General features: G+C 62.6%; 12 protein-coding genes. 6 read left to right on the top strand and 6 right to left on the bottom strand.

Translation table 11 applies throughout. The features are described 5' to 3' along the window. Positions 1-21: 21 nt before the first annotated feature. The 3 genes from SSARUM2_RS11515 to SSARUM2_RS11505 form a co-directional block, all read right to left on the bottom strand. Positions 22-711 carry a YafY family protein gene (locus SSARUM2_RS11515; protein ID WP_060418506.1) on the bottom strand — a complete coding sequence of 230 codons (690 nt, stop codon included), beginning with the start codon at positions 709-711 and terminating at the stop codon, positions 22-24. A 62-nt stretch (positions 712-773) separates the two neighbouring features. After that, positions 774-2,171: a class II fumarate hydratase gene (gene fumC / locus SSARUM2_RS11510; protein WP_033638434.1), complete on the bottom strand. Its 1,398-nt coding sequence runs from the start codon at positions 2,169-2,171 to the stop codon at positions 774-776. Between the two features lie 230 nt (positions 2,172-2,401). Next, positions 2,402-2,734, bottom strand: coding sequence for a hypothetical protein (locus SSARUM2_RS11505; RefSeq protein ID WP_033654745.1), 333 nt, complete (start codon positions 2,732-2,734; stop codon positions 2,402-2,404). Between the two features lie 476 nt (positions 2,735-3,210). On the opposite strand from SSARUM2_RS11505, the gene manA reads away from it, so the two are divergent. Beyond that, on the top strand, positions 3,211-4,389 hold the full coding sequence (gene manA / locus SSARUM2_RS11500) for a mannose-6-phosphate isomerase (protein ID WP_060452955.1): 1,179 nt from the start codon (positions 3,211-3,213) through the stop codon (positions 4,387-4,389). A 140-nt stretch (positions 4,390-4,529) separates the two neighbouring features. Continuing rightward, positions 4,530-6,062 carry a YdgA family protein gene (locus tag SSARUM2_RS11495; RefSeq protein ID WP_033638429.1) on the top strand — a complete coding sequence of 511 codons (1,533 nt, stop codon included), beginning with the start codon at positions 4,530-4,532 and terminating at the stop codon, positions 6,060-6,062. Between the two features lie 54 nt (positions 6,063-6,116). On the opposite strand, the gene SSARUM2_RS11490 is transcribed toward SSARUM2_RS11495, so the two are convergent. After that, a complete protein-coding gene (locus SSARUM2_RS11490; protein ID WP_060452982.1) occupies positions 6,117-7,271 on the bottom strand; it encodes a serine hydrolase domain-containing protein in 1,155 nt (384 codons plus the stop codon). 102 nt (positions 7,272-7,373) lie between these two features. Between SSARUM2_RS11490 and SSARUM2_RS11485 the strand changes: the two genes are divergently transcribed. Continuing rightward, positions 7,374-8,282, top strand: coding sequence for a LysR family transcriptional regulator (locus SSARUM2_RS11485; protein ID WP_060452954.1), 909 nt, complete (start codon positions 7,374-7,376; stop codon positions 8,280-8,282). Positions 8,283-8,308: 26 nt separating this feature from the next. On the opposite strand, the gene blaSRT is transcribed toward SSARUM2_RS11485, so the two are convergent. Beyond that, positions 8,309-9,445 (bottom strand): SRT/SST family class C beta-lactamase, encoded by a 1,137-nt coding sequence (blaSRT, locus tag SSARUM2_RS11480; protein WP_060452953.1) that lies wholly within the window; start codon positions 9,443-9,445, stop codon positions 8,309-8,311. Positions 9,446-9,651: 206 nt separating this feature from the next. Between blaSRT and SSARUM2_RS11475 the strand changes: the two genes are divergently transcribed. Continuing rightward, a complete protein-coding gene (locus SSARUM2_RS11475) occupies positions 9,652-10,533 on the top strand; it encodes a LysR family transcriptional regulator (RefSeq protein ID WP_039566322.1) in 882 nt (293 codons plus the stop codon). Here SSARUM2_RS11475 and SSARUM2_RS11470 read toward each other — a convergent pair. Continuing rightward, the gene (locus tag SSARUM2_RS11470; RefSeq protein WP_033648213.1) at positions 10,530-11,561 is read right to left on the bottom strand and encodes a Mal regulon transcriptional regulator MalI; all 1,032 of its coding nucleotides are present in this window, start codon (positions 11,559-11,561) and stop codon (positions 10,530-10,532) included. The two genes, SSARUM2_RS11475 and SSARUM2_RS11470, sit on opposite strands and share 4 nt — an antisense overlap. Before the next feature lie 223 nt (positions 11,562-11,784). On the opposite strand from SSARUM2_RS11470, the gene malX reads away from it, so the two are divergent. Continuing rightward, positions 11,785-13,404 (top strand): maltose/glucose-specific PTS transporter subunit IIBC, encoded by a 1,620-nt coding sequence (gene malX / locus SSARUM2_RS11465; RefSeq protein ID WP_049196842.1) that lies wholly within the window; start codon positions 11,785-11,787, stop codon positions 13,402-13,404. Further along, positions 13,397-14,578, top strand: coding sequence for a MalY/PatB family protein (locus tag SSARUM2_RS11460; RefSeq protein WP_047567666.1), 1,182 nt, complete (start codon positions 13,397-13,399; stop codon positions 14,576-14,578). Before malX ends, SSARUM2_RS11460 begins: the two co-directional genes overlap by 8 nt. Positions 14,579-14,602 lie beyond the last annotated feature (24 nt).

The following is a 14,602-nucleotide window of genomic DNA, read 5'->3' as shown; positions in this document are numbered from 1 at the left end:
GTTTATGGCAGCAGCGTGCCGCTATTGCTCCGCAATGCCCTCGCTGAGGCGCCACTCTTTCAGCAGCCGCCGCCGGCCGCGCGGATAGCGCTGTTCCAACGGCATGGCGGCCTGAATGCGATCGAGGCGAAAATGGCGAAACGCCTGGCGCAGCTCGCACCAGGCGACCAGCACCTGGAGCTGGTCGAAAAAGCCCAGCGCAAAGGGCCACAGCAGGCGTTCGCTGCGCTGCCCCGCCAGATCGAGATAGTCGATATGCAGCTTGCGCTCGCGGCGAATGGTGTCACGGATCAGCACCCGCAGCTCATCTGCCACCGGCGGTGCCTGAACCGGCGCGATCAATAGCGTGTTGGCCTCCAGCTCCTCCCGCAGCGCCGGCGGCAGCACGGCGGCGATCTTGGCCAGCGCCTGGCCCGCCGCGCTCGCCAGCTGGCTGTCGCCGCGGCGGCTGACCCAGCGCATCCCCAGCACCAACGCTTCTGTCTCCGCCTGCGAGAACATCAGCGGCGGCAGCATAAAGCCGGGGCGCAGCACATAGCCGACGCCCGCCTCGCCGGCGATCTCCGCCCCCTGCTGCTGCAGCGTAGCGATATCGCGGTACAGCGTGCGCATGCTGATGCCCAGCGTCTGCGCCAGCGCATGGCCCGCCACCGGATAACGGTGGCTGCGCAGCAGCTGCATCAGATCGAGTAAACGTTGTGCGCGCGACATCTTGATTTCTCCACAAAAAAAGGGGCTTACCTCAGTAAGCCCCCGGTTGCCTCACAGATCAATCATTTCTGCATGCTGCCGACCATCGCTTCCGGCCGCACCCACTCGTCGAACTGCGCTTCGGTCAGGTAGCCCAGCTTCAGCGCCGCGGCTTTCAGCGTCAGCCCTTCCTTGTGCGCTTTCTTGGCGATTTCCGCCGCCTTGTCGTAGCCGATGTGGGTGTTGAGCGCCGTCACCAGCATCAGCGATTCGTTCAGCAACTGGGTGATGCGATCGCGGTTCGGTTCGATGCCCACCGCGCAGTGCTCGTTGAAACCCTGCATGCCGTCGGCCAGCAGGCGAATCGACTGCAGGTAGTTGTGGATCACCATCGGGCGGAACACGTTCAGCTCGAAGTTGCCGGAAGCGCCGCCAATGTTTACCGCCACGTCGTTGCCCAGCACCTGGGCGCACAGCATGGTCATCGCCTCACACTGGGTCGGGTTGACCTTGCCCGGCATGATGGAACTGCCCGGTTCGTTCTCCGGGATCGAAATTTCGCCGATGCCGCAGCGCGGGCCGGAAGCCAGCCAGCGCACGTCGTTGGCGATCTTCATCAGCGAGGCCGCCAGCCCTTTCAGCGCGCCATGCCCCTGCACCAGCGCGTCGCAGGTCGCCAGCGCTTCGAACTTGTTCGGGGCGGTGACGAACGGCTGATGGGTCAACTCCGCCAGCGCTTTAGCCACGCGCACCGCGTACTCCGGATGGGTGTTCAGCCCGGTGCCGACCGCCGTGCCGCCAAGCGCCAGCTCGGCGATGTGCGGGATACTGTCCTCGATGTGTTTCAGATTGTGCGCCAGCATCGCCGCCCAACCGGAGATCTCCTGCCCCAGGGTCAGCGGCGTGGCGTCCTGCAGATGGGTGCGGCCGATTTTGACGATGTCGCGGTAGGCTTCGGCCTTGTCGCTCAGCGTCTTGTGCAGCACTTTCAGCTCGGGGATCAGATGTTCGCGCAGCGCAATCACCGCCGCCACGTGCATCGCGGTGGGAAACACGTCGTTGGAGCTCTGGCTTTTATTGACGTCGTCGTTCGGGTGCACCTTGCGCTCTTCACCGCGCACGCCGCCCAGCAGCTCGCTGGCGCGGTTGGCCAACACTTCGTTCATGTTCATGTTGGTCTGGGTGCCGGAACCGGTTTGCCAGATCGACAGCGGGAACTGGTCGGCATGGCTGTCCGCCAGCACTTCGTCGGCGGCGCTGATGATGGCGGCGCCCCGTTCGGCCGGCAGCAGCCCCAGATCCACGTTCACCTGCGCGGCGGCGCGCTTGGTCAACGCCAGCGCGTGGATCAGCGCGGTCGGCATCTTTTCGGAGGAAATGCGGAAATGCGCCAACGAACGCTGGGTTTGCGCGCCCCACAGCTTGTCGGCCGGTACTTCGATGGGGCCCATAGAGTCTTTTTCGATACGAACGCCTGCCATCATTATCTCCTTAGCATAATTCCTAAAATCGTAGGGTTGAGCCGACGCGCTACCCCCCGTCGGCATGCACTCCCAGTATAGTGACATAATAACTATTCGCATTAAGAGAGTTATCTCACAGCACGTTTCATCTTTTTTACCCATTAACGACGCGGTTATTTTCCATCGGTTAACCCGCGGCGAAATAAACGGCCGGGAATGAGCCAGGAGAATAAAAGTGTGGCTACTCATTAACGCGGATGACGCGAATTAAAATTATTGATGCGCTGCGCCTGTAAATGATTGAGCTCATCGATACGTTGTTGCTGCAGATGATTGATCTCGTCGTAGGCGTCCTGCCGTTCATGATGCCGATAGGCCCCGGTCGCCACCGCGCCGGCGGTGAGCGCCAACGGGTGCGCCACGGGCACGATCGCGGCGGGAACCGCGACCGGCGCGGGTGCAACGACGATCGGCGCCGGCGCGATCGCCACGGCGCGCGGCGCCGCGTAGGGATAGGTGACAATCACCGCCGCCTGGGCTGCGCCGGCGCAAAGCCCCAACAGCAACAACAGTTTTTTCATGCAACAGACCTCTGGTTTTGTTAAATCGACTCGTTAGCCGTTACGGTAAAGAGGTCTGACGCGCAGGTTTAAGCTCGGCGTGTGATCGCCCGGCGCAGCGCGAAAATAATAATAAGGGAATGGCTCAGACGGTAAAAAATAAATTCAGCAGTCATATTTTGACATGCTGAATAATAAATAATGCGGCAGGATGAGCGGACTATCGGCAATAATCCCGCCGGTTCAAAAAATAATCGAACGGCGGGTTTTCCGGGCCGCCTTGAGGCCTGCGCGCCAATTGAGGCGCCGATCGTTATCACGCTATACTTTGGCCCCGTTGCCGGGCGCGACGTTATTCGGCGTTGTTTTGATCGCGCCCATGATTTTTCCTGCCGACGCGGGCGTATGATGGTTGTCGGCACAGATTTAACTAACCGTATAAAATCAGTAAGTTATTGCCATCCGGTACGGCAATGACGCTAAGGACGTTTATCGACATGCAAAAAATGACCAACGCGGTACAGAATTACGCCTGGGGCAGCCACGATGCGCTGACCCGTCTTTACGGCATCGCCAACCCTGATAATCTGCCGATGGCCGAACTGTGGATGGGCGCCCATCCCAAGAGCCCTTCCCGCGTGCCGGGCGCCGACGGCGAGCTGCGTTCGCTGCGCTTTCTTATCGATGAAGACCAGCCAAAACAGCTGGGCACCAACGTCGCCAGCCGCTTTGGCGAGTTGCCGTTCCTGTTTAAAGTACTCTGCGCCGATCAGCCACTGTCGATCCAGGTCCACCCGAGCAAAGCGGCGGCCGAAATCGGCTTCGCGAAAGAGAATGCCGCCGGCATCCCCCTGAGCGCCGCCGAACGCAACTATAAAGATCCCAACCACAAGCCCGAGCTGGTGTTCGCCCTCACGCCGTTCCTGGCGATGAACGGCTTTCGCGAACTGGCCGATATCGTTTCCCTGCTGCAACCGATCGCCGGCGCACACCACGACATCGCCGCCTTCCTGCAACAGCCGGACACCGCGCATCTCGCAACCCTGTTCGCCAGCCTGCTGACGATGAGCGGCGAGCAAAAGTCGCTGGCGCTCGGCGTATTGAAAGCCGCGCTCAACAACCAGCAGGGGGAACCCTGGGACACCGTACGCTTTATCGCCGGCTTCTATCCGGACGACAGCGGCCTGTTCTCACCGCTGCTGCTGAACGTGGTGCAGCTCGCGCCGGGCGAAGCAATGTTCCTGTATGCCGAAACGCCGCACGCCTACCTGAAAGGCGTGGCGCTGGAGGTGATGGCCAACTCGGACAACGTGCTGCGCGCGGGCCTGACGCCGAAATTCATCGACGTGCCCGAGCTGCTGGCCAATCTGCAGTTCCGCCCGCAGCCGGCTTCCGGCCTGCTGACCCAGCCGGAGCCACGCGGCAACGAGCTGTTCTTCCCGATTCCGGTGGAGGATTTCGCCTTCTCGCTGCACGATTTGACCGCCGCCCCGCAGGCGCTGGCGCAGCAAAGCGCCGCCATCGTGTTCTGCGTCACCGGCGAAGCGACGCTGGAAAAATCCGGGCAACGCCTGACGCTCAAACCGGGCGAATCCTGCTTTATCGGGGCTTTCGAATCCCCGGTCAACGTCAGCGGCAGCGGCCGCATCGCCAGGGTTTATAACCAGCTGGCCTAACCGTTGATAAATTTCAGCAAATTGCTTGCTGAAAGCGAGAGCTACCCCCACAATTAAACGCCTGCGGGCGTTTATTTTCGGCCCCTATTTGCCCCTCCCGCGCAACGGAGGGTGATAAGAAAAAAGGATGAAACAGAGCTATGAAAAAATCGTTAGTCGCTGTCAGCGTCATTGTGGTTCTTGGCGCAGCATGGACCGGGGCATCCTGGTACACCGGGAAACTGATCGAGCAGCACATGGGCGAAGTCGTCGACAACGCCAATGGCCAGCTGAAAGCTTACCTGCCGAAAGCCGGGGTTAAGCTGAGCTATGAAAATTACCAGCGCGGCCTGTTCAGCAGTAAAGTGCGTTATGTGCTGCGCTCCGACGGCACGGATACCAGTGAAGACGCGGCGCTGAAAGCCGGCGAAGAAGTGGCGTTCCTGGAAACCATCGATCACGGCCCGTTCCCCTTCGCCCAGCTGAAAAAATTCAATCTGCTGCCGAGCATGGCGTCGGTGCATACCGAGCTGGAAAATACCCCGGCGGTGAAAGGTCTGTTTGACACCACCAAAGGCAAATCGCTGTTTACCGCCGATTCGCGCATCTCTTACAGCGGGGACACCTCGTCCGCCATCGACATCATCCCGCTGGACTACCAGAAGGATAAGTCTTCGCTGAAATTCAGCGGCGCCACCATTAACGCCGATGTGTCCAGCGATCTGAAAAAATTCGTGCTGGACGCCAATAGCGACAATATCGTGTTCGCCAGCCCGAACGAATTCGGTCAAAACGAGCAGATCACCTTCCAGGGCTTCAACCTGAAAGGCAACAGCAACGAGAGCAAGTTCGGCGTGAAGCTCGGCGATCAGACGATGACGCTGAAGCAGTTCAAACTGACGATCGACGGTAAAGATACCGTGGCGTTGGACGGTTTCAACCTGGTGAGCAAGTTCGGCGAGCAAGGCAGCAGCAACATCGGCGGCCAGATCGACTACACCATGGACGCGCTCAAGGTGCAGGGCAACGATTTCGGCGCCGGCAAGCTGGCGCTGAAAATCGACAACGTCGACGGCAAGGCGCTGAAAGACTTCGCCGACAGCTACAACCGCCAGACCATGGCGCTGCTGCAACAGGGCGAGAACCTGGATCCGGCCGTGTATGAGCAGCAAAACGCCGAGCTGTTGCAAAAGAACCTGCCGCTGCTGCTGAAAGGCAACCCGAGCCTCAGCATCGCGCCGCTGAGCTGGAAAAACAGCAAGGGCGAGAGCACCTTCACGCTGGATCTGGCGCTGACCGATCCGAGCAAGGCCGCCTCCCCGGCGCAATCGCCGGATCAGCTGATCGCGCAGGCGGTTAAAAAGCTGGATATCAACCTGACCATTCCGGAAGCGATGGCCACCGAAGTGACCGCGAAAACCGCGCTGTTGCAGGGTTACAATGCGGAAGACGCGCAGAAACTGGCGCAGCAGCAAGTGCAGGGCCTGGCGGCCATGGGCCAGATGTTCAAGCTGACCACCCAGAAAGACGGCGTGATCGCGAGCAAGTTCCACTATGCCGACAACCAGGTTGACCTCAACGGCAACAAGATGTCGCTGCAAGAGTTCATCGGCCAGTTCGCCATGCTGGGCGCCCCGGCGGAAGACGCTGAACCGGCGCAGGAAGCGGAACCCGCTCCGGCACCGGCGCAGTAATCGCCTGACAGCCTGATCAAGGGCCCCCTGCGGGGCCCTTTTTATTTACCCCATTTACGCGGCGTAAACCGCATCGCGGATCTGCTGCGGATAGCGGCCGCACATGCCTTCAAACGCGGTGTTGGTCAGTATCACCACGCTCAGCTGCGCCTGTGGATCAAAGAACCAGCTGTGGCCGTAAACGCCGCCCCAGGTCAGCGTGCCGGCATGCTGCGGCGTCTGCGCCGCTTCTGCATCCACCAGCAGCGCCCCGCCGAAACCGAATCCCCAGCCCGGCCCTTGCGTTTGCGCCTGCGCCCCCACGTGCGGGCTGCGCAGCAACGCCACCGTGTCCGGCCGCAACATGCCCTGCCCGCCGCTGCGCAGCGCCTCCACCAGCCGCAGCACATCGTCGGCATCGCCGACCATGCCCGCGCCGCCGGAAGGATAGGCCCCGGCGTTAAGCGCCCGCGCGGGTGAAAACAGTACCTCGCCCCCCGCCATCTCCTCCGGCAGCGCCAGCCGCAGGCCTTCATGCATGCGCTGCGGCCCTTGCGGCGTGTTGTAATACGGTGTCGCCAGATTCGCGGCGTCCGTCGCATAAAACGCGGTATTGCCGAGCCCCAGCGGCCGCGCCACCCATTCGACAAACAGCTGCGGCAGCGGCATGCCCGTCACCCGTTCCAGCACCGCGCCAAGCACGTCGATCGCCAGCGAATAATTGAAGCGCTCCCCCGGCGCCGACAGCAACGGCGCCTGTGCCAACAGCCGCAGGTTTTGCTCCAGCGTCAGCGTCGACAGCTCCACGCCGTCCTGGATCCCCAGCTGATGATAAACGCCCGCCGGCGGCTGGTTCAACCGATAGTCCAGCCCGGCAGTGTGGCTCAGCAAATGACGAATCTTGATCGCCGGGCGCCGGCCGTCCGCCAACGCCGGAGTGAACCACGGCAGCCAGTCGCTGAGCGTGTCGTCCAGGCTCAGCTTGCCCCGCTCAATCAGGCGCAGCGCCGCCAGCGTGGTATAGGGTTTGGAGACCGACGACAGTCGAAACTGCGTTTCTCGCCGCATCGGCCGCCGCGCTTCGCGATCGGCATAGCCGGCCGCCCCGGCGTAGCAAATCTCGCCCCGCCGCGCCACCAGCACTACGCTACCCACGATGCGCCCTTCGGCCATCGCCTGTTGATCGATCGCCGCGATCCGTTCTGTTAACGCCCGTTGTTCTGCCGACATGATTTTCATCTCTCTGATGGAAAGTTAAATCAGTCTAAAACCTTCGTCATAAATTAAAATAAGGCATAATTTAATGAATCATTAAGCACAGGTTATTGATAGATGAGTTCACTCCTGCAGCTGTTGCCCTATTTCGAAGCCGTCGCGCGCCTGGGCAACTTTACCCGCGCGGCCAGCCAACTGGGCGTCACGCCGCCGGCGGTGTCGCAAAACATTCAGGCGCTGGAGAATCAGCTGGGAGTGCGGTTATTTCACCGCACCAGCCGCTCGGTGCGCCTCAGTGACGAGGGCCGGTTGTTCTATCAGAAGGTATCGCCGGCGATGAGCCAGATCGACGTGGCGGCGGACGACGTGCGCGCTCTGGGCGCGCAGCCGGCGGGCCTGCTGCGCATTACGCTGCCGCAGCTGGCCGCTTCTCTGCTGGTAATGCCGCATCTGGCGGAATTTCAACGGCGCTATCCCGACGTGCAGCTGGAACTTTTTACCGAAGACCGCTTTTCCGATCTGGTGCTGGGCAGTTTCGATGCCGGCATTCGCATGCATGCCATGCTGCAAAAGGACATGATCGCCGTGCCGATCGACAACGGCCAGCGTCGGGTGCTGGTCGCCTCGCCCGACTATCTGGCGCGCTGCGGCGTACCGGCCACGCCGGACGATCTGCCCGCTCACCACTGCCTGCGCTACCGTTTTCCCGGCAGCGGCAAACTGGAACCCTGGTATTTCAGCCTGGGCGACGATGAACGCGCGCTGGACGTCAGCGGCAGTTTGATTTTTAACGAAGATCGGCTGCTCAAGGATGCGGCGTTGGCGGGCCTGGGTATCGCACAGCGTTTTCAGGGCACGGTGTTGCAGGAGCTGGCGCAGGGGCAACTGGTGGAAGTGCTGCCGGGTTACGCCAGCGAAGCGTCGGGCTTTTTCATCTACTTTCCCGCCGGCAAGCATCTGCCGCTCAAGCTGCGCGCCTTTATCGATTTCATACGCGAGCGGCGTGAACGGCAGCACCGGTGGTAGGGGCGCCTCGCCGGCGCCCCTGACCGTCAGCGCTTCTCCAGCGCCTGGATGATGTGGTAAGCCGCTTCGACGCGATCGTCGTTCGGGAACCACTTGTTGGCCAGCATCACCACGGCGATATTCTTCGCCGGGATAAATACCGCGTAGGTGGAGAAACCGCCGGTGGAGCCGGTTTTGTTATACCAGCCGGCGCGCAATTCCGGCTGCGGCGGCGTGATGGCGGTGGCCGGCGTGCCGTTCATGATCATCCCGGCGTTGTTGCCTTCAATCAAACGCGACAGTTTCACCGGATACGGGTAGTTCTCCCACATCAGATCCTGCGTGAACGCGCCCGCCTTGTAATAACCGACGTGCGTCGCGGCCAGCGCGTCGCGCCACGGCTGCGCCACCTTCACCTGCTGCAGGTTGGCGTCCAGATAGCGAATCAGATCGCGAGCGTTGGATTTGATGCCGTAAGACTCGGCGTCCAGCGGGCCGGGGTTGACCCGCACCGGCTTATCGTCCTTGCTGTAACCCTGCGCATAGTTAGCCATCTGCGCCGCCGGCACCTGAACGTAGGTGTGGCTCATGCCCAGCGCCGGCAGCATCCCCTGTTCCATCGCCTGGATAAACGGCTGGTCGAGGCTCTTGGCGGCGATCATGCCCAGCATGCCGATGCCGAGGTTGGAATAGACGCGGTAGCTGCCCGCCGGGTGTTTCGGCTGCCAGGCCCGGTAGTAGGCCATCAGCTGGGCGTCGTTAGTGACGTCGTCCGGCACGAACAGCGGCAGGCCGGAGGTATGCGTCGCCAGATTCAGCAGGCTGACGCCGTCGAAGGCGCTGCCGCGCAGCTCGGGCAGATAGCGGCTGGCCGGATCGTTGAACGACAGCTTGCCCTGCTGCTGCGCATAGACCGCCAGCGTCGCGGTAAAGGTTTTGCTCAGCGAGCCCACTTCGAACAGCGTCTCCTCGGTGATCGGTTTGCCGGTCTGCTTCGAGGCGATGCCATACGGGTAAATCTGCTGTTTGCCGTCGACCGACACGGCGATCGCCATGCCCGGTACGCCATATTTTTTCATCAGCGGCTGAATAACGGCGTCGATATCCTGCTGCTGCGCGGCCTGCGCGGTCGGCAAGATCAGTGCGGCGATCAGCGCGGCCGCCAGGCGGTTCATTTTCGTCATGATAGAAGCTCTTAGGTTGCAGGGTATCAGCCGCGGCCAAAAGTTTTTATTGGCGTTATGCACGGCGCTTTCCCTGATTGATGATGTCATTCCTTTACGGCTGCGGCGACGCTCACAGCAGCCGCGCCAAATATCGGATTTTGCCGCCGGGTTGACAAGCGATAATAATTTCAGCCAGCATAAAGAAAAACTTATGGCTATCGACAATGCGCAATCGACTTCCCCTCAACGCCCTGCGGGCGTTCGAATCCTCCGCTCGTCACCTGAACTTCACCCGCGCCGGTCTGGAGCTGCGCGTCACCCAGGCCGCCGTCAGCCAGCAGGTGCGCATGCTGGAAGAACAGCTGGGCATTCAGCTGTTCCGCCGCCTGCCGCGCGGGCTGGATCTGACCGAAGAGGGCCAGGCGCTGCTGCCGGTATTGAGCGACGCCTTCGACCGCATCGAGGCGGTGCTGCAGCAGTTCGAAGGCGGGCATTTCCACGAGGTGCTGACGGTGGCGGTGGTCGGCACCTTCGCCGTCGGCTGGCTGATGCCGCGGCTGGCGGCGTTCCGCACGGCGCACCCGTTTATCGATCTGCGGGTGCTCACCCACAACAACCTGGTCAATCTGTCGGCCGACGGCATGGATTTCGCCATCCGCTTCGGCGAAGGGCTCTGGCCCGCCACCTGCAATATCAAGCTGTTCGACGCGCCGCTGACGGTGCTCTGCCCGCCGGCGGTCGCCGCGCGCCTGCGCACGCCGCAGGATCTGCAGCACGAGCAGCTGATGCGCACCTACCGCAAGGATGAATGGGAGCGCTGGTTCGCGGCGGCACAGGTGACGCCGTGGCGGATCAACGGCCCGGTGTTCGACTCGTCAAGGTTGATGGTGGAAGGCGCGATCCAGTGCGACGGCGTGGCGCTGGCGCCGGTCAGCATGTTCCGCCGCGAACTGGCCGCCGGCGCGCTGCAGCGGCCGTTCGCCGCCGAGGCCGCGCTCGGCGCCTATTGGCTGACCCATTTGAAATCGCGAGATCTGACGCCGGCGATGAAAACCTTTATCGGCTGGATCCGCCGGGAGGCGGAGGAGGAACAGCAGCAGGGCTAGGCGGAGCCGCGCCGGATCAGCGTCGGCGGCAGAATGACGTTCTGCGCCGGCAGGTCGGCGTCACCGATGCGCTGCAGCAGGCGCGCGGCGGCGCTGCGCCCCACTTCCCGCGCCGAACTGGAGACGAAGGTCAGCGGCGGCTCGGTCAGTTCGGCCTCCGGCACGTCGCCGAAGCCGATCAGCGCCACCTGCCGCCCGTAGTAGGCGTCGACCCCGTCCGAACCGATGCTGCGGCCGCTGCGCGCCAGGCCAAAATAGGCGCCGAGCGCCACCGACGCCTTGTGGCAGACGATGGCGGTAATATTCGGGTAATGGCGCAGCAGTTGCTCCGCCGCTTCCGCCGCCTGGCGCTGCCGGCAATCGCACTCGACGATCCATTCACTGCGAAACGGCAGGCCGTACTGCACCAGCGTGGCGCAAAAGCCGCCCAGCCGCTCGGCGCGCGTCAATGAATCGCTCTGGCCGCCGAGGTAGGCGATTTGGCTGTGGCCGCGCTTGATCAAAAATTCGGTGGCCAGCTTGGCGGCCTGCATGTTGTCCGGCCGCACCACGTCCACGCCATCGAGGCCGCTGGAGCGCGCCACGCAGACCAGCGGTACGCCCTGCTCGGCCGCCTTCTCCTTCAGGCCCGCCGCCGCGCGAATGCCGCCCGCCAGCACGATGCCGTCGACGCCCTGCGCCAGCAGCGCGTCAAACGCCCGCTGCAAGCCCTGGCCGTCGCGCCCGCTCTGCGTCAAAAACAGCAGCTTGTCGTGCGCCTCCAGCGCTTCGCTCAGCCCGGCGGTCATTTCGGCATAGAAGGGTTCGCAGATGTCGCGCAGAATAAGGCCGATCACCCCGGATTCTCCGCCGCGCAGCGTCGCCGCCTGGCGATTGCGCACATAGCCCAGCTGCTCTATCGCCTGATTGACCTTCTCGACGGTGGTCGGCGAAATGCGCCCCTTGCCGCTCAACACCAGGGAAACCGTGGTGACCGACACGCCCGCCTGTTGCGCCACATCGGTGATGGTGATCTTTTTGATGCTCATAGTCTCTGCGAACCCGTTCCTGGGCAACCCGCGCCGTAATGATCAAGGGTATACCGAATCCGTTAGCTCAGTAAAACGTTTTACTGCCAGCCGCATTGTCGCTAAAAACCGGGCGGCAGATTTGTGATTGGCGGCGCATTTTTGCTAGGTAAAACGTTTTATCTTCTTTTTACCTAATCTGCAGTCCTCTTTTTGCTCGTCTTTTCGCCAGGAGAAGTCGGTTATGTCAGCAGCCAACAAACCAAAAATCACGCTCTGGGAGTTCTTCCAGAGCCTGGGCAAAACCTTCATGTTGCCCGTCGCCTTGCTCTCTTTCTGCGGCATCATGCTGGGGATCGGCAGCTCGCTGAGCAGCCGCGACGTGATCACCCTGATGCCGTTTATCGGCCACCCGATCTTTCAGCTGATCTTTACCTGGATGAGCAAGGTAGGCTCCTTCGCCTTCAGCTTCCTGCCGGTGATGTTCGCCATTGCCATTCCGCTGGGCATGGCGCGCGAGAACAAGGGCGTCGCCGCCTTCTCCGGCTTCGTCGGCTTCGCCGTGCTGAATCTGGGCACCAATTTCTACCTGACCGCCGCCGGCGTGCTGCCCACCGGCGATCCGCTGGTGCTGAAAGCCAACAATATCCAGAACATCCTCGGCATTCAGTCGATCGATACCGGCATCCTCGGCGCGGTGATCGTCGGCATCATCGTCTATCGCCTGCATGAACGCTTCCACACCATCCGCCTGCCGGACGCGCTGGCGTTCTTCGGCGGCACGCGCTTCGTGCCGATCGTCACCACCGTGGTGCTGGGCCTGTGCGGCCTGGTGATCCCGCTGATCTGGCCGTGGTTCGCCGCCGGCATCACCGGGCTGGGTTGGGTGATCAACAGCGCCGGCGCCTTTGGCCCGATGCTGTTCGGCACCGGCGAACGCCTGCTGCTGCCGTTCGGCCTGCAGCACATTCTGGTGGCGCTGATCCGCTTTACCGAGGCGGGCGGCACCATGGAAGTGTGCGGCCACAGCGTCAGCGGCGCCCTGACCATCTTCCAGGCGCAGCTTTCCTGCCCAACCACCACCGGCTTCGCCGAAAGCGCCACCCGCTTCCTGTCGCAGGGTAAAATGCCGGCGTTCCTCGGCGGCCTGCCGGGCGCGGCGCTGGCGATGTACCACTGCGCCAAACCGGAGAACCGTCATAAAATCAAAGGGCTGTTGATTTCCGGCGTGGTGGCCTGCGTGGTCGGCGGCACCACCGAGCCGATCGAGTTCCTGTTCCTGTTCGTCGCGCCGTTCCTCTACCTGATCCACGCGCTGCTCACCGGGCTGGGCTTTACCGTGATGGCGCTGCTGGGCGTGACCATCGGCAATACCGACGGCAATATCATCGACTTCGTGGTGTTCGGCATTCTGCACGGCACCGCCACCAAGTGGTATCTGGTGCCGGTGGTGGCCGCCGTCTGGTTCGTCGGCTATTACGCCATTTTCCGCTTCGCCATCCAGCGCTTTAACATCAAAACGCCGGGCCGCGAGAGCGACGGCGCCGTCAGCCAAAGCGCGCCGAGCGGCGCGGTGGGCAAATCCGGCTACAACGTGCCGGCGATTTTGGCGGCGCTCGGCGGCCCGAATAACATCATCACGCTGGACAACTGCATCACCCGCCTGCGCCTGTCGGTCAACGACATGAGCCGGGTGGACGACGCGGCGCTGAAGGCCAACCGCGCTATCGGCGTGGTGCATCTCAACGACCATAATCTGCAGGTGGTGATCGGCCCGCAGGTGCAATCGGTGAAGGATGAATTAGACTCACTGATAGCCACGGCGCAACCTGCCGCGGCGCTGCAGGGAGCCACCCATGTTTGATTTCTCCACCCCGATCGACCGCCACGGCACCTGGTGCACCCAATGGGACTATATCGCCGATCGTTTCGGCAGCGACGACCTGCTGCCGTTCACCATCTCCGATATGGATTTCGCCACCGCGCCGTGCATTCTCGACGCATTGCAGCAGCGCCTGCAGCACGGCGTGCTGGGCTACAGCCGCTGGCAGCACGAGGATTTTCTCGGCGCGCTGCGCCACTGGTATCAGCAACGTTTCAACGTCGGCATCGACACCGCGACGGCGGTGTACGGTCCTTCCGTTATCTACATGGCGGCGCAGCTGATCCGCCAGTGGTCGGTGCCGGGCGATTACGTGGTGACCCATACCCCGGCCTACGACGCTTTCTACAAGGTGATCCTCGCCAACCAGCGCCAGCTGTTGGCCTGCCCGCTGCAAAAAGCCGGCGACGACTGGCGCTGCGATATGGCGCACCTCGAAGCGTTGCTGGCGCGGCCGCAGACCAAGATCCTGCTGCTATGCAGCCCGCATAACCCCACCGGCAAAGTGTGGCGCCGCGACGAGCTGCAGCAGATGGCCGAACTGTGCGAGCGCCACGACGTGCGCGTCATCAGCGACGAGATCCATATGGACATGGTGTGGGGGGAACACCGCCATACGCCGTGGAGCCAGGTGGCGAGCGGCGCCTGGGCCCTGCTGACCTCCGGTTCCAAGAGTTTCAACATTCCGGCGCTGACCGGCGCTTATGGCTTCATCAGCGACGCCGCCAGCCGCGAAGCCTACTTCCAGCAGCTCAAAGCCCGCGACGGCCTTTCTTCGCCGGCGGTGCTGGCGGTGGCCGCGCACGTGGCCGCCTATCGGCACGGCGAACCCTGGCTGGACGCCCTGCGCGACTACCTGCAGGATAATCTGACCTACGTCGCCGAGCGGCTGGAGCAGGCGTTTCCCGCGCTGGGCTGGCGTCCGCCGCAGGCCACCTACCTGGCCTGGATCGATCTGCGGCCGCTGGCCGTAGACGATCGGGCGCTGCAGCAGGTGCTGATCGAGCGCGAAAAGGTGGCGATCATGCCGGGCTTTACCTACGGCGAGGAAGGCCGCGGTTTCCTGCGCCTCAACGTCGGCTGCCCGCGCAGCAAGCTGGAGGCCGGCATGGACAAGCTGATCGCCGGATTGAGGTTGGTGCTGGACGAGCAATAGCGCGAGGGGGCGAGCCTCTGCCCG

The organism is Serratia sp. K-E0102, assembly GCF_029962625.1.
Classification (GTDB): Bacteria; Pseudomonadota; Gammaproteobacteria; order Enterobacterales; family Enterobacteriaceae; genus Serratia; species Serratia sarumanii.
This window is presented reverse-complemented; position numbering and strand designations above follow the sequence as displayed.

Bases quoted from the DNA above. Each gene is read 5' to 3' on its own strand.
- fumC (WP_033638434.1), bottom strand. From the start codon at position 2,171: ATGGCAGGCGTTCGTATCGAAAAAGACTCTATGGGCCCCATCGAAGTA.
- blaSRT (WP_060452953.1), bottom strand. From the start codon at position 9,445: ATGACGAAAATGAACCGCCTGGCGGCCGCGCTGATCGCCGCACTGATC.
- SSARUM2_RS11495 (WP_033638429.1), top strand. From the start codon at position 4,530: ATGAAAAAATCGTTAGTCGCTGTCAGCGTCATTGTGGTTCTTGGCGCA.
- SSARUM2_RS11460 (WP_047567666.1), top strand. From the start codon at position 13,397: ATGTTTGATTTCTCCACCCCGATCGACCGCCACGGCACCTGGTGCACC.
- SSARUM2_RS11490 (WP_060452982.1), bottom strand. From the start codon at position 7,271: ATGTCGGCAGAACAACGGGCGTTAACAGAACGGATCGCGGCGATCGAT.
- SSARUM2_RS11470 (WP_033648213.1), bottom strand. From the start codon at position 11,561: ATGAGCATCAAAAAGATCACCATCACCGATGTGGCGCAACAGGCGGGC.
- malX (WP_049196842.1), top strand. From the start codon at position 11,785: ATGTCAGCAGCCAACAAACCAAAAATCACGCTCTGGGAGTTCTTCCAG.
- SSARUM2_RS11475 (WP_039566322.1), top strand. From the start codon at position 9,652: ATGCGCAATCGACTTCCCCTCAACGCCCTGCGGGCGTTCGAATCCTCC.
- SSARUM2_RS11485 (WP_060452954.1), top strand. From the start codon at position 7,374: ATGAGTTCACTCCTGCAGCTGTTGCCCTATTTCGAAGCCGTCGCGCGC.
- SSARUM2_RS11505 (WP_033654745.1), bottom strand. From the start codon at position 2,734: ATGAAAAAACTGTTGTTGCTGTTGGGGCTTTGCGCCGGCGCAGCCCAG.
- SSARUM2_RS11515 (WP_060418506.1), bottom strand. From the start codon at position 711: ATGTCGCGCGCACAACGTTTACTCGATCTGATGCAGCTGCTGCGCAGC.
- manA (WP_060452955.1), top strand. From the start codon at position 3,211: ATGCAAAAAATGACCAACGCGGTACAGAATTACGCCTGGGGCAGCCAC.